Source organism: Nitratireductor sp., from assembly GCF_017794765.1.
Lineage (GTDB): Bacteria > Pseudomonadota > Alphaproteobacteria > Rhizobiales > Rhizobiaceae > Nitratireductor.
Genome location: NZ_CP051236.1, coordinates 2,713,796 through 2,736,507, shown reverse-complemented (window position 1 = coordinate 2,736,507; position 22,712 = coordinate 2,713,796). Strand labels below are relative to the sequence as shown.

26 protein-coding genes are annotated in these 22,712 nt (G+C 57.5%); 16 read left to right on the top strand and 10 right to left on the bottom strand.

The features are described from left to right. Positions 1-3 precede the first annotated feature (3 nt). Positions 4-2,586 (top strand): cell cycle histidine kinase CckA, encoded by a 2,583-nt coding sequence (cckA, locus tag HF949_RS13015; RefSeq protein ID WP_292895878.1) that lies wholly within the window; start codon positions 4-6, stop codon positions 2,584-2,586. A 48-nt stretch (positions 2,587-2,634) separates the two neighbouring features. Here cckA and pncB read toward each other — a convergent pair whose 3' ends face one another. Further along, positions 2,635-3,939 carry a nicotinate phosphoribosyltransferase gene (pncB, locus tag HF949_RS13010; protein ID WP_292895876.1) on the bottom strand — a complete coding sequence of 435 codons (1,305 nt, stop codon included), beginning with the start codon at positions 3,937-3,939 and terminating at the stop codon, positions 2,635-2,637. A 242-nt stretch (positions 3,940-4,181) separates the two neighbouring features. Here pncB and HF949_RS13005 point away from each other — a divergent pair, with 242 nt between their 5' ends. Then, on the top strand, positions 4,182-4,520 hold the full coding sequence (locus HF949_RS13005; protein ID WP_292900177.1) for a hypothetical protein: 339 nt from the start codon (positions 4,182-4,184) through the stop codon (positions 4,518-4,520). 31 nt (positions 4,521-4,551) lie between these two features. Here HF949_RS13005 and HF949_RS13000 read toward each other — a convergent pair whose 3' ends face one another. Both HF949_RS13000 and gloA read right to left on the bottom strand, forming a co-directional pair. Further along, positions 4,552-6,084, bottom strand: coding sequence for an acyl-CoA carboxylase subunit beta (locus HF949_RS13000; RefSeq protein ID WP_292895874.1), 1,533 nt, complete (start codon positions 6,082-6,084; stop codon positions 4,552-4,554). A gap of 112 nt (positions 6,085-6,196) precedes the next feature. Next, positions 6,197-6,637 carry a lactoylglutathione lyase gene (gene gloA, locus HF949_RS12995; protein WP_292895872.1) on the bottom strand — a complete coding sequence of 147 codons (441 nt, stop codon included), beginning with the start codon at positions 6,635-6,637 and terminating at the stop codon, positions 6,197-6,199. A gap of 226 nt (positions 6,638-6,863) precedes the next feature. Here gloA and HF949_RS12990 point away from each other — a divergent pair, with 226 nt between their 5' ends. From HF949_RS12990 to HF949_RS12975, 4 genes are read left to right on the top strand one after another with little or no spacing between them, the layout of a single operon-like run. Further along, positions 6,864-7,460 (top strand): cold-shock protein, encoded by a 597-nt coding sequence (locus HF949_RS12990; RefSeq protein ID WP_292895870.1) that lies wholly within the window; start codon positions 6,864-6,866, stop codon positions 7,458-7,460. A gap of 33 nt (positions 7,461-7,493) precedes the next feature. Beyond that, positions 7,494-8,000 carry a DUF192 domain-containing protein gene (locus HF949_RS17625; RefSeq protein ID WP_366931265.1) on the top strand — a complete coding sequence of 169 codons (507 nt, stop codon included), beginning with the start codon at positions 7,494-7,496 and terminating at the stop codon, positions 7,998-8,000. Positions 8,001-8,023: 23 nt separating this feature from the next. Continuing rightward, on the top strand, positions 8,024-8,788 hold the full coding sequence (locus tag HF949_RS12980) for an alpha/beta fold hydrolase (protein WP_292895868.1): 765 nt from the start codon (positions 8,024-8,026) through the stop codon (positions 8,786-8,788). Beyond that, positions 8,775-9,644, top strand: coding sequence for an alpha/beta fold hydrolase (locus HF949_RS12975; RefSeq protein WP_292895866.1), 870 nt, complete (start codon positions 8,775-8,777; stop codon positions 9,642-9,644). The genes HF949_RS12980 and HF949_RS12975 overlap by 14 nt, the downstream gene beginning before the upstream one ends. A gap of 4 nt (positions 9,645-9,648) precedes the next feature. Here HF949_RS12975 and HF949_RS12970 read toward each other — a convergent pair whose 3' ends face one another. Next, entirely contained in the window at positions 9,649-10,449 is an 801-nt protein-coding gene (locus HF949_RS12970; protein WP_292895864.1) for an enoyl-CoA hydratase/isomerase family protein, read from the bottom strand. Positions 10,450-10,663: 214 nt separating this feature from the next. Here HF949_RS12970 and cysE point away from each other — a divergent pair, with 214 nt between their 5' ends. Together cysE and HF949_RS12960 are read left to right on the top strand one after the other, a co-directional pair. Next, entirely contained in the window at positions 10,664-11,500 is an 837-nt protein-coding gene (gene cysE / locus HF949_RS12965; RefSeq protein ID WP_292895862.1) for a serine O-acetyltransferase, read from the top strand. Between the two features lie 307 nt (positions 11,501-11,807). Next, positions 11,808-12,014 (top strand): DUF3126 family protein, encoded by a 207-nt coding sequence (locus HF949_RS12960; RefSeq protein ID WP_007008028.1) that lies wholly within the window; start codon positions 11,808-11,810, stop codon positions 12,012-12,014. A gap of 88 nt (positions 12,015-12,102) precedes the next feature. Here HF949_RS12960 and HF949_RS12955 read toward each other — a convergent pair whose 3' ends face one another. After that, positions 12,103-12,888 carry a hypothetical protein gene (locus tag HF949_RS12955; RefSeq protein WP_292895858.1) on the bottom strand — a complete coding sequence of 262 codons (786 nt, stop codon included), beginning with the start codon at positions 12,886-12,888 and terminating at the stop codon, positions 12,103-12,105. A gap of 164 nt (positions 12,889-13,052) precedes the next feature. On the opposite strand from HF949_RS12955, the gene HF949_RS12950 reads away from it, so the two are divergent. Continuing rightward, positions 13,053-13,580, top strand: coding sequence for a gamma carbonic anhydrase family protein (locus HF949_RS12950; RefSeq protein WP_292895856.1), 528 nt, complete (start codon positions 13,053-13,055; stop codon positions 13,578-13,580). 199 nt (positions 13,581-13,779) lie between these two features. On the opposite strand, the gene HF949_RS12945 is transcribed toward HF949_RS12950, so the two are convergent. From HF949_RS12945 to HF949_RS12935, 3 genes are all read right to left on the bottom strand, one after another. Further along, on the bottom strand, positions 13,780-14,394 hold the full coding sequence (locus tag HF949_RS12945) for a transglutaminase-like cysteine peptidase (protein WP_292895854.1): 615 nt from the start codon (positions 14,392-14,394) through the stop codon (positions 13,780-13,782). A gap of 517 nt (positions 14,395-14,911) precedes the next feature. After that, positions 14,912-15,529 (bottom strand): PilZ domain-containing protein, encoded by a 618-nt coding sequence (locus HF949_RS12940; RefSeq protein WP_292895852.1) that lies wholly within the window; start codon positions 15,527-15,529, stop codon positions 14,912-14,914. 92 nt (positions 15,530-15,621) lie between these two features. Beyond that, the gene (locus tag HF949_RS12935; RefSeq protein ID WP_292895850.1) at positions 15,622-16,260 is read right to left on the bottom strand and encodes a PAS domain-containing protein; all 639 of its coding nucleotides are present in this window, start codon (positions 16,258-16,260) and stop codon (positions 15,622-15,624) included. Between the two features lie 336 nt (positions 16,261-16,596). On the opposite strand from HF949_RS12935, the gene HF949_RS12930 reads away from it, so the two are divergent. Continuing rightward, complete coding sequence (locus tag HF949_RS12930) at positions 16,597-17,346, top strand: rhomboid family intramembrane serine protease (RefSeq protein WP_292895848.1); 750 nt, start codon at positions 16,597-16,599, stop codon at positions 17,344-17,346. A 97-nt stretch (positions 17,347-17,443) separates the two neighbouring features. Further along, entirely contained in the window at positions 17,444-17,875 is a 432-nt protein-coding gene (locus tag HF949_RS12925) for a CBS domain-containing protein (RefSeq protein ID WP_292895846.1), read from the top strand. A gap of 36 nt (positions 17,876-17,911) precedes the next feature. Here the strand turns inward: HF949_RS12925 and HF949_RS12920 are convergent, their stop codons facing one another. Beyond that, on the bottom strand, positions 17,912-18,169 hold the full coding sequence (locus tag HF949_RS12920) for a YjhX family toxin (protein ID WP_292900174.1): 258 nt from the start codon (positions 18,167-18,169) through the stop codon (positions 17,912-17,914). Between the two features lie 289 nt (positions 18,170-18,458). Between HF949_RS12920 and gatB the strand changes: the two genes are divergently transcribed. The 5 genes from gatB (at position 18,459) to HF949_RS12895 (ending at position 22,088) form a co-directional block, all read left to right on the top strand. Beyond that, positions 18,459-19,961: an Asp-tRNA(Asn)/Glu-tRNA(Gln) amidotransferase subunit GatB gene (gene gatB, locus HF949_RS12915; protein ID WP_292895844.1), complete on the top strand. Its 1,503-nt coding sequence runs from the start codon at positions 18,459-18,461 to the stop codon at positions 19,959-19,961. Positions 19,962-19,968: 7 nt separating this feature from the next. After that, positions 19,969-20,463 (top strand): GNAT family N-acetyltransferase, encoded by a 495-nt coding sequence (locus HF949_RS12910; RefSeq protein WP_292895842.1) that lies wholly within the window; start codon positions 19,969-19,971, stop codon positions 20,461-20,463. Next, positions 20,463-20,948 carry a GNAT family N-acetyltransferase gene (locus tag HF949_RS12905; protein ID WP_292895840.1) on the top strand — a complete coding sequence of 162 codons (486 nt, stop codon included), beginning with the start codon at positions 20,463-20,465 and terminating at the stop codon, positions 20,946-20,948. Before HF949_RS12910 ends, HF949_RS12905 begins: the two co-directional genes overlap by 1 nt. A gap of 102 nt (positions 20,949-21,050) precedes the next feature. Continuing rightward, on the top strand, positions 21,051-21,449 hold the full coding sequence (locus HF949_RS12900) for an NADH:ubiquinone oxidoreductase subunit NDUFA12 (protein WP_292895839.1): 399 nt from the start codon (positions 21,051-21,053) through the stop codon (positions 21,447-21,449). A 258-nt stretch (positions 21,450-21,707) separates the two neighbouring features. Next, on the top strand, positions 21,708-22,088 hold the full coding sequence (locus tag HF949_RS12895) for a DUF2155 domain-containing protein (protein ID WP_292900172.1): 381 nt from the start codon (positions 21,708-21,710) through the stop codon (positions 22,086-22,088). Positions 22,089-22,091: 3 nt separating this feature from the next. On the opposite strand, the gene aat is transcribed toward HF949_RS12895, so the two are convergent. Then, positions 22,092-22,712, bottom strand: coding sequence for a leucyl/phenylalanyl-tRNA--protein transferase (aat, locus tag HF949_RS12890; protein WP_292895837.1), 621 nt, complete (start codon positions 22,710-22,712; stop codon positions 22,092-22,094).

Here is a 22,712-nt window from a genome sequence, read left to right as displayed (position 1 = left end):
CGCATGGCCAAGCAGACCGGGGGAGAAATCCACGCAGCACCGATCGTAGACCAAAGCTCTCGACCAGGTGCCATTACGCGTCTGATCATTTTCATTTTTATTCTGACGCTTTCCGCGGTCGCTTTTTCCGTGTTCCGCGAGCGCCTCGGCGAGCCGTTCCTGCTTGGTCTTCTCGGCATTTTGGCAATGATAGGTGTGGGTTTCCTGTTCGCGACGGCTATTGGCTTCGTGCAGGTCGCCCCGCGTTCGGCAGGCAGTGAACTCTCCAGGGCCTTTGTTGATTCCATGGAGGAGGGCCTTGTGGTTGCGGACACCAAGGGCCGCATCCTTTACGCGAATAATGCTTATGCACAAATGACGGGAGCGACATCGGTGGCCGATGTCAAGACCGTCGACGCGCTGCTGGCGGATAACCCGGAAGCAGCGTCGGTGGTGGAGAAGCTCTCGGCGGGGCTGCGTGATGGACGTTCAGGCGATGGAGAGTTCCGCCTCTCTCGTTCCATCCGTCCCGGCGGTGCATTGGGCGCGCGCTGGTACAGGACATGGGCGCGTATTTTCAAGCTGCCAGGCTATCGCCAGCCTGTGTCGGCGTGGCAAATCGCGGATATTTCGGAAGAGCGTGCCGAACAGGAACGCTTTTTCCTCGATCTTCAAAAGGCGATTGATCATCTGGATCATGCGCCGGCTGGTTTTTTCTCTGCCGATCCGGATGGGCGGGTGACTTATATCAACGCCACGCTTGCGGAGTGGCTGGGCATTGACCTCGCCAACTTTGTACCGGGTGCGGTGCGTTTGCCACAGATCGTTGCGGGCGATGGCATGGCGCTGATCAATGCGGTGAAGGCCGACCCTGGAACCGCACGCAATGCCGTGATCGATCTCGACCTGTCGACCGTGGATGGCGAGGTGCTTCCAGTGCGGTTCATGCATCGCGTAACTGCCAGCCGCGAGGGAACTCCAGGTGCCACCAGGACGATCGTTTTAAATCGCCAGCTGGGCGAAGACGCATCCGCGGACCTTCGGGCTTCGGAAGTGCGTTTCACCCGTTTCTTCAATTCCACACCGATGGCGATCGCATCCGTGGATCATGAAGGACGAATCCTGCGCACCAACGCGCCATTCCTTTCGCTGTTCTCGCGTGTCGTGGACAGCGATGCTGTGGAACGGCATATCCGGCTCGATGCCGTTATCCATGAGAATGATCGTGAGGCTTTTGCCGTAGCACTCGAAAGGGCGAAGCAGCGCCAGGCAGAAATCGCGCCAATCGACACGATGCTGCCGGATGATGCCGAGCGTCACGTTCGCTTCTACGTCAATCCTGTGGTCGATCACGAAGGCGGCGAAGGCGCTGAGGAAGCCGCAATCGTGTACGCCGTCGAGACCACGGAGCAGAAGGCCCTCGAGGCCCAGATGGCGCAGAGCCAAAAGATGCAGGCAGTGGGACAGCTCGCCGGCGGCATCGCTCACGATTTCAACAATGTCCTTACAGCCATCATCATGGCTTCGGACCTGTTGCTGACCAATCACCGTCCATCCGATCCCTCCTTCCCGGACATCATGAACATCAAGCAGAATGCCAATCGCGCGGCTTCGCTCGTGCGGCAACTTCTTGCGTTCTCGCGAAGGCAGACCCTGCGTCCGGAAGTGCTGAACCTCACGGACGTGCTCGCGGATCTGAGAATGCTGCTTGCGCGCCTTGTCGGCAGCGAGATTTCCCTGTCCATCGAGCATGGGCGTGATCTCTGGCCGGTGAAGGCGGATATCGGCCAGTTTGAACAGGTTGTCGTTAATTTGACGGTGAATGCTCGTGATGCCATGCCGGACGGTGGCAAGCTCGCAGTCCGCACCCGTAACATCTCGGCTGAAGAGTGTGCCCAATTCCCTTATCGCGAGATGATCGCTGCCGATTATGTGGCCGTGGAGGTGAGTGACACGGGCACCGGCATTGATCCCGAAACCATCAAGAAAATCTTTGAGCCGTTCTTCACGACCAAGGAGGTGGGCAAGGGAACCGGCCTTGGTCTTTCCATGGTGTATGGCATCGTCAAACAGACCGGTGGCTACATTTTCTGCGATTCCGAGCTGGGTGAAGGCACGACGTTCCGTATATTCCTGCCACGTCATGTTCCGACCGAAGCCGAGAAAACAGCCGAGGAGGCTGCCGTTCGTGGAAATGATGCAGCAAAGGCCAGAGAAGAGAAACGTGATCTCTCTGGTTCAGCGCGCGTGCTTCTGGTGGAGGACGAGGATGCCGTGCGTATGGGCAGTGTGCGCGCTCTTTCTTCGCGCGGCTATGAGGTGCACGAGGCGAGTTCGGGCGTTGAGGCGCTTGAGATATTCGAGGAACTGGACGGGAAGATCGATATTGTCGTTTCCGACGTTGTGATGCCTGAAATGGACGGGCCGACGCTGCTTGGTGAACTGCGCAAGGTGCAACCCGACATCAAGTTCATCTTTGTGTCGGGATATGCCGAGGACGCATTTGCCAAGAACTTGCCCGAGGACGCGCAGTTTGGCTTCCTGCCCAAGCCATTCTCTCTGAAACAGCTTGCGACTGTTGTGAAGGAAATGCTGGAGGAAACCTGATCGGTGAGGCCGCAAAGCAGCGCTTGCGCGGCCTGGTGGGTTGGGGTCTCAGACTGAGACTCTGCGTCGGACGCGGTTTTGCGCTCCAAACAGTCTTATGTAGCGCTCGATTTCTGCGGGGTCGCCGGTGGCCTTTTCCGGATTGTCGGATAGTTTGACCGCCGGTTGGCCGTTTGCGCGGCTAACCTTGCAGACGACTGAAATCGCTTTCAGACCGTCGACTTCCGTTGGTGCGCAATTTTCGAAATCATTGGTGAGATTCGTGCCCCAGCCGAAAGCCATGCGTACTTCGCCTTCGAAGTGCCGGTAGGTGTTCTCGATCGTGTCCACGTCGAGGCCGTCTGAAAAGATCAGCAGTTTGTCGCGGGGATCTTTTCCGTGCTTGCGCCAGAATTCCATGATGCGTTCTCCACCCTCAATGGGAGGAGCGCTGTCGGGGCGGAAGCCAGTCCAGTCCGCCACCCATGGTGGCGCGTTGCGCAGAAACGTTTCCGTGCCGAATGCGTCGGGAAGCACGATCAACAGATTGCCGCCGTAATAGCTTTGCCAGTCTTCGAGTACCCGATAGGGGGCCTGCAACAGCTCCGCATCGGTTTTGGCCAGGGCAGCCAGCACCATCGGGAGTTCGTGAGCGTTGGTGCCAAGCGCTTCCAAGTCAGTGTCCATGGCAAGGAGCACATTCGAGGTGCCGGTGAACGAATCTCCGATGCCTTCCTTGAGAGCTTCCACACACCAGCGCTGCCACAGGAAGGAGTGCCGCCGCCTTGTGCCGAAATCGGAAATCTTGAGCTCGGGCAGCTTCTTGAGGCGCTCGACCTTCGCCCATACCTTCGCCTTGGCGCGTGCATACAGAACGTCGAGCGCAAATGGACCGAGTGAGCGCATGGCAGCGCGCGACCGTAACTCGTTGATAATGGCCAGGGCCGGAATTTCCCACATGGTGGTTTCCATCCACTTGCCATGGAAATGCAGCTCGTATTGACCACCACGACGGGTGAGCTCGTACTCGGGTAAACGGAAATCTGCGAGCCAGTTGAGGAACTCTGGCTGAAAGATCTGCTTGCGACCGTAAAACGTGTTGCCGGCGAGCCAGATCATTTCCTTTTTGGAGAAACGGATAGCGCGCGCGTGGTCCAGTTGCTCGCGCAGCTCTCCTTCATCGATCTCATCCGCCAGGAGAACGGATTTGTTTCGATTGATGAGGGAGAATGTGGCATCCACGTTCGGATAAAGGCCCCAGATCATCTGCAGCATCAGAAGCTTGTAAAAGTCCGTGTCGAGAAGGCTGCGGCAAATCGGATCGAGCTTCCATGCGTGATTGTAGACGCGGCGCGCGATATCGGTTTTCGGCATGGGATCGTTTCCTGAGTGTGTCGGTCACCGGTTCGCGGCGTTTGATCGGCAGACCACACCGGCAAACCGGAATTGTCAACGACCGCCGGCGTCAAACTTGCCTCAATCGCCGCCGCGCTGCGGTCGAACGATCTCTACCGTTGCCATTCTTCAGCTTTGAGGCAATTGCGAAACTGATGGTTAAAGTTTCGTTAACGGATGGGGTGGAGACTGTTTGCGGGAGGAGTCTCGAGGAGATGAGTATGGTCTACTCTGGCTTTTCCACGCGACAACTGGCTTGCAGTGGTGCTTTCCTGTTGGGGGTTTTAACTTCATCCTGGACCGTGGCTGTAGCGCATGAGGCGCCGAGCGGGTGGCGATATCCCTATGCCTGTTGCTCCGACCGCGATTGTCAGCAGGTCTCGAACGCAGCCATCGAAGAGAGACCTGAAGGCTATGTGATCAAGGTGACAGGTGAAGTTCTGCCCTATACGGACAAGCGTGTGCGCAATTCGCCTGACGGGGTGTTTCACTGGTGCTCCGTCGCGGGCAAGAAGGATGGTCGCACCATCTGCCTGTTCGTGCCGCCGCGCAGCTTCTGACAGACTGTGAGACCGGGCGCAGGACAAGACCTCAAAGCGGGATGTTGTCGTGCTTTTTCCAGGGGTTTTTGAGGTCCTTGTTGCGCAGCATCCTTAGTGCGCGCGCGATGCGCATCCGTGTGGAATGAGGCATGATCACCTCGTCCACATAGCCGCGTTCGGCTGCCACGAAGGGTGAAAGGAAGCGGTCTTCGTACATTTTGGTGTGTGCGGCGATCTTTTCGGGATCATCGATGTCCTTGCGGAAGATGATTTCCACAGCACCTTTGGCGCCCATCACGGCAATCTGGGCCGAAGGCCAGGCGTAGTTGATGTCTCCGCGAAGATGCTTGGAGGCCATCACGTCGTAGGCACCCCCGAACGCCTTGCGGGTGATAAGGGTGATCTTCGGGACGGTTGCTTCTGCATAGGCAAAAAGCAGCTTCGCGCCGTGCTTGATCAGACCGCCATACTCCTGCGCGGTGCCGGGTAGAAAACCGGGCACATCCACATAGGTGATTATCGGAATGTTAAAGCAATCGCAGAAGCGGACGAAACGGGCGGCTTTTCTGGATGCGTCGGAATCCAGAACACCCGCCAGCACCATAGGTTGGTTGGCAACGAAACCAACCGTGCGTCCTTCAACGCGACCGAAACCGGTGACGATGTTCTTGGCGAAAGACGCCTGTATTTCGAAGAAATCCGCCTCGTCGCAGGATTTCAGGATCAATTCGCGAATGTCGTAGGGTTTGTTGGCATTGTCCGGGACCAGCCGGTCCAGGGAATAGTCGGGGTCGGACACGGACTGGAAGCACTCCACCTCAGGTAGCTCCCCCGTGTTCGAGGTTGGCAGAAAGTCGATCAGGCGACGCATCTGCAGAAGCGCTTCAACGTCGTTGTCATAGGCACCGTCAGCTATTGAAGATTTGACCGTGTGGACAGATGCTCCGCCGAGTTCTTCCGCTGTCACGGTTTCGTTGGTCACGGTTTTGACCACGTCCGGTCCAGTGACAAACATGTAGGACGTGTCGCGAACCATGAAGATGAAGTCGGTCATCGCGGGGGAGTAGACATCGCCACCGGCACACGGCCCCATGATGACCGAAATCTGGGGAATGACGCCGGATGCGAGGACATTGCGCTGAAAAATTTCGGCGTAGCCGCCGAGCGCCGCCACGCCTTCCTGGATGCGGGCACCGCCGGCATCGTAAAATCCGATGATGGGCGCGCGGTTCTTGAGCGCCATCTCCTGGACCTTCACCACCTTCTCCGCATGCGCCTCGGAAAGAGAGCCGCCGAACACTGTGAAATCCTTGGCGAAAACGAAAACTGTGCGGCCATTGACTGTGCCCCAGCCCGTCACGACACCGTCGCCGGATATACGTGTTTTTTCCATGCCGAAATCGGTGGATCTATGCTCGACAAACATGTCGAATTCTTCGAACGATCCCTCGTCGAGGAAGATCTCGATGCGTTCTCGTGCCGTCAACTTGCCTTTGGCGTGCTGGGCATCAACGCGCCGCTGGCCACCACCTTCGCGCGCGGCTGCACGCCTACGTTCCAGCTCGAGAAGAACCTCTTTCATGCTTGTCTCCCCCCAAAGGCGATCAATCAACGGCTCCAATGCTGTTAGCATGGTGTCATCGGCAGGCAAATACGCCGTGCGTCCCATATGACGCACGGCGCGTTTGCAGATTTTACCAGCTGCCGGTGTTTTCCATGGAGGCCCAGGGTTCGGCCGGTTCCTTCGCGCCACCCTTCTGAAGAAGTTCAATGGAGATCCCGTCGGGCGAACGAACAAATGCCATGCGACCGTCGCGAGGGGGGCGGTTTATGGTGACGCCTGCCTTCATCAACCGGTCGCACAAAGCGTAAATGTCATCTACTTCATAGGCCAGGTGCCCGAAATTTCGGCCGCCCTCATAATTCTCCGGATCCCAGTTGTAGGTGAGCTCGACAAGCGGCGCCTGGTCCTCCCTGGCGCGCGATTGATCCGCAGGCGCGGCGAGGAAAACGAGGGTATAGCGCCCTTTTTCATTCTCCGAGCGGCGAACTTCAGTCAATCCGAGTTTGTTACAATAGAAATCGAGCGATTCATCAATGTCTTTTACACGGACCATGGTGTGCAGATAACGCATCTTGTCTCTCGCTTGCTGGTTTACGTATACGGTACGGAGGGTCTACCCGTTCTATTCGGCAATGTTGCACGTTAACCGGTTGTGCCGTTTCGCCGAAATCTCTCAAATCCAGCTGATTTCACCTGCTGTTGAAAATCAGAAACTGGGTCTTGCTATGCCACAAAGCGCCAATGCTATCTTTGAAACACACAGTGAGTCGGGCGGACTTGAGAAAAGGCTTGATGGGATGGACGACAAGTCCTCGACAACCAAGAGGTACGAGGCTGGCGATAAGGCGCCCAAGGCGGATGACGCCGCGGAAGCCGGGGAACTCGTAGAGATCTCCGGGGCCATTAAATGGTTCGACGTGGCGAAAGGCTATGGCTTTATCCTCCCTGACGATGAAGAGCATGGTGATGTGCTACTTCACGTAACTTGCCTGCGCAAGGATGGGTTCCAGGCTGCGCTGGAGGGGGCGAGGATAGAATGTCTTGCCCGCCAGGGCGACAAGGGGCTCCAGGCTTTCAAGGTCGTTTCCATTGACCTTTCGACGGCGACGCATCCCAGCGAGGATCAGGCTCCGCGAACCCATGTTTCGGTGGTTGCGGAAAGCGGGTTGGAGCGGGCGCTTGTCAAATGGTTCAACCGCACGAAGGGGTTTGGTTTCCTGACGCGGGGCGAGGGCACTGAGGACATCTTTGTCCACATGGAGACCCTGCGCCGTTACGGACTGACAGAACTAAGGCCCGGGCAAGTGGTTATTGTTCGCTTCGGCCGTGGCGAAAAAGGCCTTATGGTCGCCGAGATTTATCCGGACAACGGTACGCCTCCACCCACGCACTAGCGCTTGCAAGGCGCGCTCTGGAGAGTGCCGAGAATGCCGAGTTTCCTTTCACGCTTGCCACTTTACGTTCGTTCGTCCGGTCTCACGCTGCTTTTTCTGATAGTCGCACTCAATAGTGGTGTTGCCCAGAACTCTGCAATGCGATTGCCAGTCGATCCAGACCCATTGGTAGTTTTGACATCGGCTGGCGAGGTTACTTTCAGTATCGAGATTGCTGATGAGCCGCTGGAGCGCCAGCGCGGGTTGATGTTCCGGCAGTCCATGCCTTCCGACCGTGGCATGCTTTTCGTATTCCCGACGGAAAGCAGACAAGGGTTTTGGATGCAGAACACACCGCTGGCGCTTGACCTGCTTTTCATAGGCGCGGATGGAGAGGTCCGGGCAATCGCGCCCGGGATTCCGTTCTCCACGGCGTCCATATCGCCCGACGTGGAATCCCAATTCGTCCTTGAACTGCTGGCCGGAACCGCGCAGAAGGTGGGTATCGAGGTCGGTGATCGTCTGCGCCATCCGCGGATTGAGACTGCCGGCGCACAATAGGCATCAATGGCGTTTTCCTGGATATGCAGTCTTTCACACATGACGGGTTCGACCTCTTCTTCATAGATGAAGGACAGGGCGACCCAATTCTTCTGATACATGGTTTTGCTTCCACGCATTATGTGAACTGGGTGGTACCCGGCTGGGTGAAAACCCTGCGTGATGCCGGCTTCCGCGTGATCGCACTCGACAACCGCGGCCACGGGAGCTCGACCAAGAGCCATGACCGGGACGATTATACCCCTGCAAAAATGGCTGGTGACGCTGCGGCGCTGCTTGAGCATCTCAATGTGTCGAAGGCCCATGTGATGGGCTATTCAATGGGAGCCCGCATTTCCGCGTTCCTCGCTCTGGGGCACCCGGAAAAGGTTGCCACTTTGATCCTGGGGGGACTGGGACTGGGGATGACTGAGGGCGTCGGAGAGTGGGACGAGATTGCCGAAGCGCTATTGGCTCGCGATCCAGCCAGCATCCAATCCGAGCGCGGTCAGATGTTTCGCAGGTTTGCCGACCAGACGAAAAGCGATCGTGAGGCGCTTGCCGCCTGCATCGCAACCTCGCGTGAACTTTTGACCCCCCAGGATGCGGGCAGGATCACAGCACCAACGCTCATTGCCGTGGGTACCCGCGATGACATCGCCGGTTCGCCCCAAGGTCTGGCGGATCTGTTGCCCAATGGCATCGCGTTTGCCATTGAGAGACGGGACCATATGCTGGCAGTGGGGGACCGCACATTCAAGGCGCGTGCGCTGGCATTTCTGGAGGAGCACCCTCTTGATCGAACGTAGAGCGATTTCATTTATCGGTGCAGAAAACAATCGTTTGACCGGCGACATCTGGGATGGTGGCGGCCAGCCTGTGGTTTTTTTGCACGGTGGCGGCCAGACCCGCCGTGCATGGGATGCCACGGCGCGGGATGTGGCCGGCCGTGGCATGCGCGCGATAGCGGTCGATCAGCGCGGTCACGGTGAAAGCGCCTGGGTGGATAGCGGGAATTACGGCTTTCACCATTATGGCGCGGATGCAGCTGCGATCTTTCGACAGGTCCAGGAGCAGTTTCACACGCAGCCGGCAGCCGTCGGAGCATCGCTTGGAGGGCTGGCCTCCCTGACGGCTGAAATGCGCGATGGTCCCTTGCTGGACGCGCTGGTTCTGGTCGATATCACACCGCGTCTCGATCCGGCTGGCGTGAGCAAAATTCAGGGTTTCATGGGAGAGCGGATGGAAGAGGGGTTTGCATCCCTCGAAGAAGCGGCTGACGCCATAGCAGCCTATCTTCCGCATCGCGCTCCCCGCCGCTCGCTGGAAGGTTTGCGCAAGAACCTGCGTCAGGATGAAGACGGCCGCTATCGCTGGCACTGGGATCCAGCCTTTATCAAGGGTGCGGCGAATATCAATTCAGGTGCCGAAGCGCTGATGCAGGAACTCATTGCGGGTCTGCCGCAACTGCAGCTTCCTGTTCTTCTTGTCCGCGGAATGCGCTCTGAGCTGGTGCAGGAGGCTCATGCCCGGGAGTTTGTGACGCTTGCTCCCGCTGCATCCTATGTGGATGTCGGCGGCGCCGGCCATATGGTTGCGGGTGATCGAAATGATGTGTTTGCAGCCGAGATTCTGAAGTTTCTGGGCCGCGACCAGGCCGCCTGATCGCTCAACGACCCTTAAAACGTGCTGGGCGGCGTTCGCGAAATGCCGAGCGCCCCTCCGCGTAATCCGCACTTTCAAAGGTGATATCACCCAGTCCCTGGGCACGCGAGAAGTCCTCTGCGCGGGAGGTCAGGGCCGCGGCGATGGAAGCCTTGGAGGCGTGAATGGACAATGGAGCGTTGACCGCGAGCATTGCCGCTATCTCATCAGCTCTGCTGACGAGAACGTCCGTGGGAACGATCTCGAGAAGAAACCCGCATTCCCTTGCCCGCGCGGCGTCGATCCGTGCGCCGGTGAATGTGAGGTAGCGCGCCATCTGTGCTCCAGTGGTTGCCACAATGTCTCCCATCGCCTCAACCGGATAGGCGAGGCCGAGGCGTGCTGCGGGAATTGCAAAGAGCGCATCGGGTGTTGAAATGCGCAGGTCGCACGCAGCGGCCAGACCGAAGCCACCACCAAAACAGACACCGGAGATCGCCGCAATGGTCGGCAGGCGCGTGTTGCGGATGGCGGCGAATGCTCGCGCATTCAGGTTCTCATACGCCCGCGCCGTTTCCGCGTTCCGGCGCACAGTGTCGAATTCCGCGATGTCGGCTCCTGCGCAGAAATTATCGCCTGCACCCCGCAAAATGATGACGCGTACCGTTTCATCGGTCTCAAGCTCTTCAATCGCCTTGACCAGATCGTGCCACATCGCCTGTGAGACGGCATTCATCTTTCCAGGGCGGGAGAGAAGGACCGTGGCGACACCCTCGGTGCAGGAAACACGCAGGGCTGGCTCACTGGGATGCGCTGGCACGGTCATGCATCAATTTTCCTGTATCTATGCTCACGGATTTTTGCGGTTCAACTACCCCGGCTTCTGACGTATGTTTGCGTGCAAGGCAAGCTTGTGCCTTTTTGTGAGCTTTGCTGGCGGGTGACGCCAAGCGACGACCGCTCGGATGCGGAAAAAATTTGAGATGGAGCGACCTAGGCACGATGGTAGAGACGTGTGGTGCTCCGGGTGGAGAAATCCAATGAATGCATATAATGCTATTCGCCAACGCAGTTCCGGGAAAAGCACACCGCAGCCTGTGGACCCGATCTGGTATGCAGTGCGCGAGGAGGCTGAAGCTGCGGTTGCCAATGATCCGCTTCTTGCAGCGTTTCTCTACGCGACGATCCTAAACCACGATGATCTCGAGAACGCGGTCATACACAGGGTGGCCGAGCGGCTTGACCACCCGGATATGGGCGCGGACCTGATCCGCCAGACATTCCACGCCATGTTGGATGCAAGGCCTGAGTGGCGCACGAGTGTGCGTGTCGATATTCAGGCGTATTACGACCGGGATCCGGCCTGCGATCGGTTCTTGATGCCGGTGTTATATTTCAAGGGGTTTCATGCGATCCAGACTCACCGCCTGGCTCATTGGCTGTGGAATGAAGGACGCCGGGATTTCGCCCTATACCTGCAGAGCCGTTCTTCGGCCGTGTTTCAGACCGACATCAATCCGGCTGCTCGCATGGGGAAAGGAATTTTCATTGACCATGCGACAGGGATCGTGATCGGTGAGACGGCCGTGGTTGAGGACGACGTTTCTCTGCTGCATGCGGTAACGCTCGGTGGCACCGGCAAGGAAACTGGCGACAGGCATCCGAAAATTCGCCGTGGCGTTCTGATTGGCGCCGGGGCGAAGATCCTTGGAAATATCGAAGTTGGCCATTGTGCACGCGTTGCGGCAGGGTCCGTGGTTTTGAACGATGTGCCTTCCGCAAAGACGGTCGCGGGCGTTCCCGCCAAAGTGGTCGGCGAATCCGGCTGCAGCGAACCCTCCCGCTCCATGGATCAGATAGTCCACGGCGGTGACTGACAGGAAGTTCACTGCCTCTGGACGGACTGTCATATCAGTGCGTGTATCTCGGATGGCGGGCGTTGGCTTTGCTGGCACGGGGAGGATGGCTGTTGACCCGCAGGGGCTTTCCGGCTGAAATTCCGGTTTCAGGGTTTACAGTGGCGCCGGGCTCATGTCAGAAGCGCCCGACCGCAGCATTGCCGCCGGCCCGCCCAGTGGACTACCAGTGGGTTTGATGGCGGCACTGCACGAAATTTGAAGCCGCGCATCGGAGCGTCTCACTCGATGTTCGTATCTGCGTTGCGCAATGCACTGGAGATGTTTCTTGAATCCCGAGGAAATCAGAAAGCTGGAAGCGTATTTCAAACGCACCTTCAACAATCCTGCGTTGAGCGTGAAGGCGCGTCCGCGCAAGGACGATTCCTGCGAACTCTATCTTGGAGACGAGTTTCTCGGAATCATCTTCAAGGATGAGGATGAGGGAGAGCTTTCCTACAATTTCTCAATGGCCATTCTTGATATCGATCTGTGATATCTGCCAGCGAGCATAAATCCTCAAACGGCCTGCACGCTCTGGCGTGTGGGCCTTTTTGCTGCAGGCTCCAGAGGAAGTTTCGGTATCAATCAGATGTGTTGAGGAGGCGCGACGCTTTCCGCCTTATGGTCCGGTCGAGAACCTGCCATTCACCGAGAAGCGAAGCCGGGAAGCGATAGGTCAGGCTTAGTCGATTCCCGAGATTGATATCGCGTTCGCAGGGTGCAAGAGCCTCTTTTGCGGCAGCTCCCGTCAAGCAGCGGGCCACGAAAGGCTGTGCTGCATCGTTGGCCTCCGCTATTGCAAGAACCTCCCCCGTGTAACCCGATTCCTTCTTGAAACGATGGAAGCGGACATTGCCGGGCCCGGCAATTGAGCGGGCTTCGATTATCTGGCGGTAGACAGGTTCCAGTCGACTGCTCATGTCTCGAGACATGACCTGCTCTTCGAATGTGAGGAATATGATATTGCGGGAGCCATCGACATGATTGAAGTCGTCCCGCCGGTCGGATGTATATCCTTCGAGTTCGGGCCAGGACAGATATAGGTCAAGACGTAGCGTCACACCGTCCATCCGCGCGCTTTTGAAGCGTATCGCGTTTTCGGGGACTGTTAGTACGTTGTTCCGGATCACGATTTCGCGGAGGCGTTCCGAAGCGGTGTGCCCAGCATCGGAAAGAGAAGCTCCATACCAGTGTCCGAAGCCGAGGATGCCGAGAGACAGGACCAGGAGAAGCAGGCAGAACTGGAAAACGCGGAACGCAAAACGGTTCCTGCGTGAATCCATCACTGCTCGGGGATCTCCTGTGTTTTCGCCGGTCGCCAGTATCGTGCCCTCACACATGTCTTCCGCACCGGAAAGAATCAGCATCAAGCCTCTGAATATTAATGGAGCCTTGGATGGACATGGTAAAGGGAGTGTAAAAGCAGGTTCAGGGATACCCTCTGGGTTGCAGCCGGGGATTTATCCGATGGCGGTATTCTGCTTTGCGGTGGGATGTTGCAAAGTGCGAACTCATCGAACTGGAGTGAATTATGCCGATTTACGCGCTGGCGGGTGAAAGCCCGATTTTCGAGGATAGGGAAACCAACTGGATTGCGCCGGATGCGTCGGTCATCGGCCGGGTGCGCCTTGGCCGCAACGCTGGCATCTGGTTCGGTGCGGTGCTGCGTGGCGACAACGAGCCCATTGAGATCGGGGAGAACACCAACATTCAGGAACATTCGGTTCTGCACACGGATATCGGCTTCCCGCTCACCATTGGACCTGGCTGTACGATTGGTCACCGGGCGATACTGCATGGCTGCAGAATTGGCGAAAACAGCCTGGTCGGCATGGGGGCCATTGTTCTCAATGGAGCTGAAATCGGTAGAAACTGCCTGGTGGGCGCGGGAGCACTCGTGACTGAGAACAAGAAGATTCCAGACAATTCGCTAGTCGTGGGTTCGCCGGCGAGAGTGGTGAGGGAGCTCGATGACGAGGCTGTGCGAGGCCTTCAATGGTCATCGGCTCATTATGTGGAAAATGGTCGCCGTTTTCTGGAAGGGATGAAGCCAGTCTGAGGCGCCGACAAAAAAGCGGAGCCGACCCATGGGGTGGGCCGGCTCCTGAACCCGGTCGTTGGGGACGGGGAGGTGGGGACTCGACCGGGTGTCCCAAAACGGACCCACCTGCGCGGAAGTCAGAAACGCAGGAAGGCCCGTTGGATGTCAGTCTGTCATGGGCGCATCCCGTCCATCGCGCCCATGAGTATGGAGTGTGTCAGCGGCTCGAGGCAACGCTGCCGACAGCCATGGAACGTCCATCATTGATGGAGACCCACTTGCCGGAATGAGACGCCGACTGGCGTTTCAGATAGGTGTAGTCCGTATCGGTCCAAACTGAAACACGCGCTTCCAGATTGTCCAGAATATAGTCTCCCATGCTGGTGACGACTGTCAGCACCGCATGTCCGTCACCATTGGGCTGACGCACAACCGTAATCAGAAGATTGCCGGCAGGGACACCAGCACGAATGAGGCGCCGGCGCTTTTCCAGAACATAGTCCTCGCAGTCCCCATAGGCTTGCGGGTAGGACCAGTATTCTTCTATGCCCCACATCTCCATGTCGGTGCGCGGCAGAACCGTCGAGTTCACCGCATTGTTGACATCGATCATCGTCTGCCAGAGCTTCCGTGTGAGCTGCACCGGCCGCGGGCGCGCTGTCGTCTGGCGGCATTCGTCAGCTTCGCGCTGGCAAAGTTCATAGTGTCCGATCGGCTGACTGGTGAGCCCGCCAACCTTCATGAAGTTGGGTGTGGCGAACGCGCTCGTGCTGAGCGTTCCGATCACCACCGCGGCTGCGGCGATAAGCCGTGCGCTTTTTGAAGTCCCCATTTTCTTGTCTCCCCGTTTGAGGTGACAATGACAGAGGGGAATTTATTCCAGGCAAAATTGCATAGTATAAATCGCGCTAAATTCGATTTGTATTTGGGTTTAATAAGAATAAAACTTGAATGTATTTTGATTTTTATTTGATTCAAATTCATATAAAATTTTACGGAATTCAAAGGGCATTTCGAACGCTAACTGGAGTGCCCGCGCTAACGCGGTCTTCTTCATTAAAGCTACGGCGGCGAAGGGGCGCGGTAACTGCGCGAGAGATGGGGGGGCTGTCTTGGGATACGGGGCAGATGCGGCCATGGCTGCACCGGTGTGTCCCTTAAGGGTACCGGGGAGGGGCGTTCAGCAGCGATTTTGTGGCCGAATGCATGCCTTTGCGGCTGTAGAGAGCCTTAACGGCTTTCCCTCATTTGTGCGGGCGGCTTACAATAAACCGTGTGCCCGAGAGGCCGGAGATGTCATGGTCGGAATATTCGATGACTTGACTGCACGGCTCGGCGCGGCATCAAACTCAGGCATCCGCCGGCAATGAGAATTCGGCTTCAAGGGCCTGACGGTCCTGTATGCTGGCGAATTCGATGGCGACGCCGTCGTCGAAGTGGCGGACCACCTGACCACGCATTGTGCCGATATGAACCTGCGTTCCACGTTCGGGCCTGACTTCGCTCTCAATTGCAGCGCCGGAGAGCGAAAGATCGATAATGCGGCAGCGGTATTCACGACCGTCCGGCAGACGCAGGACGCTGATCGGATTGCGTGGTGCGATGCGCTCGTGGCGGCGATCTTCAGGCAGATCCAGTTCGTGTTTGTTGGCCAACCAGGTGAGCTGGGCGGCAAGCTTGTCGCGCTTGCGTTCCGACGCGACCACCGTCATGGCGAAACCGTCACGATTGACACGGATAATTTCACCTTCGATGCGACCGACATGATCGAGATAGGCAATAACGCGCTCGCCCTGGCGTCCGGACCGTTGGGCGATAAGGCAGACATCACCCGGCGACATGTCGGTCACCCGGCAGGCGTGCTCGCTACGGTCCTCCAGCATAAAGCGGCCATAGATCGACACTTTCACGCGTTGAAAACTGCGTCGCTCATCGTCCAGATTGGACCGGTTTATCGCCGCTGACATGGTGGTATGCGCTCTTCGCTCTGGCGGTTCTTGCTGCCCTAAATTGGCAGCGCGATGTTACGCCCAAGCGGTTAACAAGCGGTAAGAGGCAACTATGCGTTGCGGCCTCCGTCAAAAACCACCAAATGACGGAAGCGCCGGCCCTGTCCGGGTTCAATCAGGCTGTCAGTGATAGAGCGCTTTTCAGGTACCAGCGGGGGCACCTCGACCGCGGGTCGATTTTTCAAAAGAACCGGTTCCCGATCGGCATCGATGAGGCGCAGCGACGTTACTTCGCAGTCGACGAGGATTTCTGCACCCAGCCAGAAGGGTTTTTCACAAGCCAGGAGGGACCCCATGGCGCGGGGACTTTCCATTCCACCTTCCAGTGGCAGCAACAAAAGCTCGAAAGATGCCTTGTCGCCCGCCCCGTTCTTTCCCTCGAAGGTAAGAATGACAACGGATTTCATGTCAAAGACACTGCGGGCGAGTTTTCCCACCACCGTCTGGTCACGGCCGGTCCACAAGGAAGCGAAGGAAAGCCCCTTTAGTTCTTTTCCAAAAGTGGCACACAAACGGGTGCCGGCGAGGCGGAAGATAGCTTCACCCCGCGCATCCTTCTCAAGAATAAACGTGTCAGCCAGCAGGGATTTGATCTCTGCAGGTTCCACTTCCGTACGCCTGGGGGCCGGACGATTGCCACGCAACCTGTTCCAATATTGGAACAATGTCACCGAACCATCATGTCTCATGCCTCTTGGCTCCTTACTTTCGGCCCGGGCCTGTCTCATAGGCGGACAGGTGCGGGCATTTTCAATAGCGACATGTGGATGGGTGCAGGTTGCGTGCCAAAGCGACCGGGGTTGTTCACCTCACCGTTTTGTTAAGGTTAAAAAAGAGTTTCAATTGTGCGCTTTCGCGGCGGCTGGCAGTGTTCTACCGACAGCAGGGCCGAATCATTGGCAGGGAAATACGGGCTGGGCCGAAGTTCTAAACAGAATACGAACCGGCAGGGGGGCTCGACAAAGCCGTTCAGGGTGTAAACCTGAACGGCTTTTTTCCGTCTGACAGGTCTGCTAGGCAAAATCATGGATAGAGAAGAAGAAGATCGCGCAAACCGGGCTGCAGCAAACGGCACCATGCCGAACCACAGCGATGGCGGACGCGAACCTGTGTTCAATCTGGCGCCCGTAGTCACAGGCCTTGGCCTTTTGTGCATCGCAATCTACGCGGTGGAAGCACTTTGGCTCAACTTCGATCAGCAGATCTGGCTGATGGTTCGTTTCGCTTTCCTTCCCTTTCGTTACACGGGACCGGTGGCGCTGGATGTCTATGCCTTTACCAGTCCGGTTACCTATTCGTTCCTGCATGGAAGCTGGGGCCATTTGCTTGTGAACATGGTCTGGCTTGCCGCGTTCGGCTCACCGCTTGCCAACCGAATTGGCACGATCCGGTTTCTGTCTTTCTGGGTTGCTGGTGCTTTGGCAGCGGTGGCGCTCCACTTCGTCCTTTATCCTTCTTCGATGGTCCCGCTCGTCGGTGCTTCCGGTTCGATCTCGGCGATGATGGGCGCAGCAGCTCGGTTTGCCTTCCGGGTCGACCGCCGGGCATCAAAGCCGGCATTCACCGGCCCGGTCCTGCCTGTATCAGTGGTTTTGAGGTCGCGGATGGTACTGGTCTTTCTCGGCGTTTGGATGATTGCCAACCTGGTAACGGGCGTGTTTAGCGACACCGTTGCCAACGGACCTCAAATTGCTTGGGAAGCACATATCGGCGGCTTTCTTCTGGGATTTTTCGGCATCCGGGCATTTGAACCCGGCCACGCCGCCCGTCACTAGATCGTGTGACCCGTTGAGCACCTGATGGCAATGCGACACTTGCCAAGCCGCCTTGCTCGGCGCAACATTGGCTTGTTGCGAGGAGAAGGAGATTGCCATGACGGTGAAGGCCATTCTGGATGCGAAAGGGCGCAATGTCGTCACCATCGCCCCGGACATGAAACTCGCGGACGCAGCGCAGCTTCTGTCACAACGGGGTATCGGTGCGGTTGTGGTGACCGAGGCCGATGGTCGGATCGCCGGCATATTGTCGGAACGCGACATTGTGCGCGTCATTGGCAGGGACGGTGCCGTTGCTCTCGATCAGTCGATCTCCAGAGTGATGACGTCGAAAGTGCAGCGCTGCCATGAACAGAACACCATCAACGAGGTCATGCAGATCATGACAACGGGTCGCTTTCGCCATCTCCCAGTGGAGGAAAACGGGAAGATCGCCGGCATCATTTCCATTGGAGACGTCGTCAAAAAACGGATCGAGGATGTGGAGCGCGAGGCGGAAGACATCCGCAGCTATATAGCCACGGCCTGAAAAATGAGAGGCTGCCTTTCGGCAGCCTCCTTCAGTCTAGCGATTGTCTCCCTGTGAGCGAACCAGCTCCAATCCGCGTCTTGTGATGCGGTACGGACCACCATTGCGCGACTGGATTGCGCGTTTGCGTTTGATTTTTCTGAAGATGACCACGTCGAGGCCGGGGAAATACCAGCCATCGCGGGTAACACAGTTCAGTTCGACGATTTGACCGCGGTCATCTTTCTCGATGTCTATGCGGCCACCCTGCGCCAATATGTGCAGGATGCGCTGTTCTGCGCGGGAAATGTCCATCTCTTGAATTCCCATGGGAAAAAACCAGTGGCCGAATGGCCACAAAACATCGCCGCGCCATCTAGCGATGGTGCGGGGTTTCAAGGTTTTCTCGCCCCGATCCTGTGTTGGTTCAGGTTCGGGGCCTCACCGGGCCTCAAGGCTGATGGACATAAAAACTCCGTTGGTTCGGGGTTTTCATAATGCAAACTGTGGCAGGAATAAAGCGCTCGGCTTGCCACATGGGAGTGTTTGGTCTAGCGAATGCGCATCCATCTTCGAACCATCCGACTGCACGGCACCGTGAACCATGACAATCATCGATACGCGCACGCCCGATCCCAAGCGTTTTATCTCCGGAGCCACTGGCGACTGGGAAATTATCGTCGGCATGGAAATCCATGCGCAGGTTACCTCTGAAGCAAAGCTCTTCTCGGGCGCCTCGACGTCTTTCGGCGCTGAGCCCAATGCCAATGTTTCTCTCGTGGATGCGGCCATGCCTGGCATGCTTCCGGTGATCAATGAAGTGTGCGTAAAGCAGGCAATCCGCACGGGGCTGGGCCTTAAGGCGCAGATCAACCTGCGCTCCGTTTTCGACCGCAAAAACTACTTCTATCCGGACCTGCCCCAGGGCTACCAGATTTCCCAGTTCCAGCAGCCGATCGTCGGCGAGGGCAAGGTGACTGTCTCGGTCGGCCCAGCCAAGGATGGCTCGTTCGAGGAGATCGAAGTCGGTATTGAACGTCTGCATCTGGAACAGGACGCAGGCAAGTCGATGCATGACCAGCATCCGACCATGTCCTACGTGGACCTAAACCGATCCGGCGTTGCGCTGATGGAGATTGTCTCCAAGCCTGACATTCGTTCGGCAGACGAGGCCAAGGCTTTCCTGACCAAGCTACGCACCATCGTGCGCTATCTGGGCACTTGCGATGGCAATATGGATGAAGGGTCAATGCGGGCCGATGTCAACGTCTCGGTACGCCGGCCGGGTGGTCCCTTCGGTACGCGTTGCGAGATCAAGAATGTGAACTCCGTGCGTTTCGTCGGGCAGGCCATCGAATCGGAAGCGCGCCGCCAGATCGCCATCCTTGAAGACGGCGGTACGATTGATCAGGAGACGCGTCTCTTCGATCCCGTAAAGGGTGAGACCCGCTCAATGCGCTCCAAGGAAGAAGCGCATGACTATCGTTATTTCCCCGATCCGGATCTGGTGCCGCTGGAGTTCGATCAGGCCTATGTGGATGCGCTTGCAGCCGATCTTACGGAACTTCCCGATGAGAAGAAGGCACGGTTCATCAAGACATTCGGCCTCTCGGAATATGACGCATCCGTGTTGATCGCGGAGAAGGCCACGGCAGACTTTTTTGAGAAAGTTGCCGAAGGTCGAGACGGCAAGGCCGCAGCCAACTGGGTCATCAACGATCTGCTTGGCGCGTTGAACAAGGCCGGGCAGGGGATCGAGGACACAAACGTTACTCCCGACCAGCTTGGCGGCATCATCGACCTGATCAAGGATGGCACGATTTCCGGCAAGATTGCCAAGGACTTGTTTGAAATCGTCTTCACCGAGGGTGGGGATCCGCGTGTCATCGTTGAAGAACGCGGGATGAAGCAGGTGACGGACACGGGTGCCATCGAAAAGGCTGTTGATGAGGTCATCGCGGCCAACCCCGACAAGGTCGAGCAGGCCAAGGCCAAGCCGACGCTTGCCGGCTGGTTTGTGGGACAGGTGATGAAGGCCACGGGCGGCAAGGCCAATCCACAGGCGGTCAACGCGCTTGTGAAGGAAAAGCTTGGGATCGATGCCTGATAGCGGCATGGATTTTTTCGTACGCACGGCGAGCGAGCGCGACTTGCCAGCCGTGCGTGCGCTCCTCATCGAGACCTGGCACGACACCTATGATCTTCTCTATGGGCGCGAGCGCGTGGTGGAGATTACGAATTCCTGGCATTCCCCTGAAGCGCTGAAAGCACGATTGAAGAGGCCGGACTCAGAATTCGTTTTGGCCGACAGTGGCCAGACTATCGGCGGAATGGCGTTTGCCGTGGCCGAGAACGAGGGCAGGAGTATCAGGCTCCACCAACTCTATGTGCATCCCTCTTGCCAGGGAAACGGTATTGGACTGGCGCTTTTCTCCGAAATTGCTCAATGCTTCCCTGAAGCGCGTGAAATCACGCTCGAGGTTGAAGAGGCAAACAGCAGGGCGAGAGCATTTTACGAACATCTGGGGTTTGAGCAGGTTGGGCGAAGCGGCGATTGCGGCGGGGCGGGTTTCGAATTGCCCGCTCTCGTTTACCGGCGCGAACTTTGATGCTGGCGGACGACCAGACAAGCACTGAACCGCTGTTGATACGAATCGCCGAAAAGCGTGACGTGGCGGCCATCGTCGCACTCTTCGCCGCAGATGCGGTGGGTGGCCACGGCGATACGACCGAAGCGGAAGCGGCAGGGGCTTATCTTGCGGCATTCGAGCGCATCAGCTGTAGCCCGAACGATACGCTTTACGTGGCCGAACTGCACGGCTCTGTGGTTGGGACCTTTCAGACGACGCTCATTCCGGGCATGCCGGGTCGTGGCCGCACAAGTTTTCAGATTGAGGCCGTACAAACGCGGCAGGACCTGCGCGGCCGGGGAATAGGCGCGTCCATGATCCGTCACGCAGTTGAAAAGGCGAGGGCATGCGACGCCCGCCTGGTACAGCTTATGTCCAATGAGACGCGCAAGCGCGCGCACGGGTTTTATGAGCGGCTTGGCTTTGCCAAAAGCCATGTCGGTTTCAAGATGAAGCTGAAATGACTCTGGAGCATCGACTGGAGGTCTTGCCTTCCGGCGCAGCGGACGCCATAACGCCAACCACGAGCCATCTCTGACGATGACAGCGAGCGACTTGAGGACGCCATGAAGAAGTTTCTGCTTCAGTTTTTCACCTGGTGGAACGGCCAGACGCTGGGCACGCGCTTCCACACCTGGCGCAAAGGAACGCGCGTCGGTGAAGACGAGTTCGGAAACACCTATTATGAGGGTGGCAAGGATTCCGAGGGGCGTACGCGTCGCTGGGTGATCTATAACGGCATTTCCGATGCTTCGCTCGTGCCGCCAGGCTGGCACGGCTGGCTGCACCATCGAGTTGACGTGGCACCGGTCAACGAGAACTACACGCCGCGCGAATGGCAGAAACCGCATCTGCCCAATCTGACCGGATCGCCTGCGGCCTACCGTCCGAAAGGCTCGATCGCCACTGCCGCAGATCGCCCGCGCGTGACTGGCGATTACGATGCATGGACGCCGGGTGGCTGAGGCTTCTCGCTGATCTCGCCACAATTGCGTACTAGATTGCCCTGCGTCCATCCGGACGCACAAAGGACGATCTAAACTATTGATGGAGCATCGGAATAGCCCGAAAACCGGATTCCACTTTTCGGTCCGATGCTCTAATCGTAAGCTTTACCGGCTGACGGGCGATTCCGCACCGTCATCAAAGGTCACAAGCGAACAGGACGGGTGTAGAGCCACATGAAGTCAGGCCAGAAGAAAAACGCCGGTTTTGGGCTGATTATGGCATTGGGACTGGCGATGCTGGCGACTGCGCCGGTCGAGGCCGCCAGAATCAAGCATCCGGTCGCCGAGTTCACGGGTATCGACAAGATCACCGGGCGAATCATCTCCTTTGACGTTTATATGGACGAGACGGTTCAGTTCGGTGCACTACAGGTCACGCCACGGGTCTGTTACACTTCAGAAGAAACCGAAGAGCCGCGTACAGATGCGTTTGTGGAAGTGGACGAGATCACTCTGGACAGAGAGATTCGCCGCATTTTCACAGGCTGGATGCTCGCAGAAAGCCCCGGTCTGAATGCTGTCGAGCACGCGGTCTACGATGTGTGGCTCAAGGGCTGCAAGGAAGACACAGACGTACCGCCGCCAGAAACCAACTGATCGCTACGGATTGAAGCGGGCTTCACCGCCCTGCAGTGCTTCGTGCAGGAGTTGTTCATAGCGAGCTCGAGGCACATCTATCGCCCCAAACTGTTTCAGATGCGGCGTGGTGAATTGTGTATCGAGAAGCGTGAAGCCTTGCGCGCGCAGGCGTTTCACGAGATGAGCGAGGCAAATCTTCGAAGCGTCAGTGCGGCGTGAGAACATGCTCTCGCCAAAGAACGCGCGCCCCAGTGTCACGCCATACAGGCCACCAACCAATCCGTCGTCCGTCCAGGCTTCCACTGTATGGCAATGCCCGTTCTCAAACAGGAGCCCGTAGGCTTCGCGGATGGGAGCGTTGATCCAAGTCTCGTCGCTGTCGCGCCGCGCTTCTGCGCAACCCTCGATCACACCCTCAAAGTCTGTGTCGAAAGCAATGCGGAAAGTGTTGCGACGCAATCGCTTCGCCAGACTTTTGGGAACATGAAACGCGTCCAGGGGAATGATCCCACGCGTCTCCGGCCGCACCCAGAATACCTCCGGATCGTCCGCGCTTTCCGCCATCGGGAAAACCCCGGTGGCATAGGCGCGAAGAAGAAGATCCGGAGGAATCCGAAATCCTGGTGCGAAAGGTCGTGCCAT

Excerpts from the sequence above, each read along its gene's own strand:
- HF949_RS12940 (WP_292895852.1), bottom strand. The coding sequence starts at position 15,529 with ATGTCAGCGGCGATAAACCGGTCCAATCTGGACGATGAGCGACGCAGT.
- HF949_RS12955 (WP_292895858.1), bottom strand. The coding sequence starts at position 12,888 with ATGCTGATTCTTTCCGGTGCGGAAGACATGTGTGAGGGCACGATACTG.
- HF949_RS12905 (WP_292895840.1), top strand. The coding sequence starts at position 20,463 with ATGCTGGCGGACGACCAGACAAGCACTGAACCGCTGTTGATACGAATC.
- HF949_RS13005 (WP_292900177.1), top strand. The coding sequence starts at position 4,182 with ATGGTCTACTCTGGCTTTTCCACGCGACAACTGGCTTGCAGTGGTGCT.
- HF949_RS12980 (WP_292895868.1), top strand. The coding sequence starts at position 8,024 with ATGCAGTCTTTCACACATGACGGGTTCGACCTCTTCTTCATAGATGAA.
- HF949_RS12900 (WP_292895839.1), top strand. The coding sequence starts at position 21,051 with ATGAAGAAGTTTCTGCTTCAGTTTTTCACCTGGTGGAACGGCCAGACG.
- HF949_RS12970 (WP_292895864.1), bottom strand. The coding sequence starts at position 10,449 with ATGACCGTGCCAGCGCATCCCAGTGAGCCAGCCCTGCGTGTTTCCTGC.
- HF949_RS12950 (WP_292895856.1), top strand. The coding sequence starts at position 13,053 with ATGCCGATTTACGCGCTGGCGGGTGAAAGCCCGATTTTCGAGGATAGG.
- HF949_RS13000 (WP_292895874.1), bottom strand. The coding sequence starts at position 6,084 with ATGAAAGAGGTTCTTCTCGAGCTGGAACGTAGGCGTGCAGCCGCGCGC.
- cckA (WP_292895878.1), top strand. The coding sequence starts at position 4 with ATGGCCAAGCAGACCGGGGGAGAAATCCACGCAGCACCGATCGTAGAC.
- HF949_RS17625 (WP_366931265.1), top strand. The coding sequence starts at position 7,494 with ATGCCGAGTTTCCTTTCACGCTTGCCACTTTACGTTCGTTCGTCCGGT.
- aat (WP_292895837.1), bottom strand. The coding sequence starts at position 22,712 with ATGGCACGACCTTTCGCACCAGGATTTCGGATTCCTCCGGATCTTCTT.
- HF949_RS12910 (WP_292895842.1), top strand. The coding sequence starts at position 19,969 with ATGGATTTTTTCGTACGCACGGCGAGCGAGCGCGACTTGCCAGCCGTG.
- HF949_RS12925 (WP_292895846.1), top strand. The coding sequence starts at position 17,444 with ATGACGGTGAAGGCCATTCTGGATGCGAAAGGGCGCAATGTCGTCACC.
- HF949_RS12930 (WP_292895848.1), top strand. The coding sequence starts at position 16,597 with ATGGATAGAGAAGAAGAAGATCGCGCAAACCGGGCTGCAGCAAACGGC.
- gatB (WP_292895844.1), top strand. The coding sequence starts at position 18,459 with ATGACAATCATCGATACGCGCACGCCCGATCCCAAGCGTTTTATCTCC.
- HF949_RS12945 (WP_292895854.1), bottom strand. The coding sequence starts at position 14,394 with ATGGGGACTTCAAAAAGCGCACGGCTTATCGCCGCAGCCGCGGTGGTG.
- pncB (WP_292895876.1), bottom strand. The coding sequence starts at position 3,939 with ATGCCGAAAACCGATATCGCGCGCCGCGTCTACAATCACGCATGGAAG.
- HF949_RS12920 (WP_292900174.1), bottom strand. The coding sequence starts at position 18,169 with ATGGACATTTCCCGCGCAGAACAGCGCATCCTGCACATATTGGCGCAG.
- cysE (WP_292895862.1), top strand. The coding sequence starts at position 10,664 with ATGAATGCATATAATGCTATTCGCCAACGCAGTTCCGGGAAAAGCACA.
- HF949_RS12990 (WP_292895870.1), top strand. The coding sequence starts at position 6,864 with ATGGACGACAAGTCCTCGACAACCAAGAGGTACGAGGCTGGCGATAAG.
- gloA (WP_292895872.1), bottom strand. The coding sequence starts at position 6,637 with ATGCGTTATCTGCACACCATGGTCCGTGTAAAAGACATTGATGAATCG.
- HF949_RS12895 (WP_292900172.1), top strand. The coding sequence starts at position 21,708 with ATGGCATTGGGACTGGCGATGCTGGCGACTGCGCCGGTCGAGGCCGCC.
- HF949_RS12935 (WP_292895850.1), bottom strand. The coding sequence starts at position 16,260 with ATGAGACATGATGGTTCGGTGACATTGTTCCAATATTGGAACAGGTTG.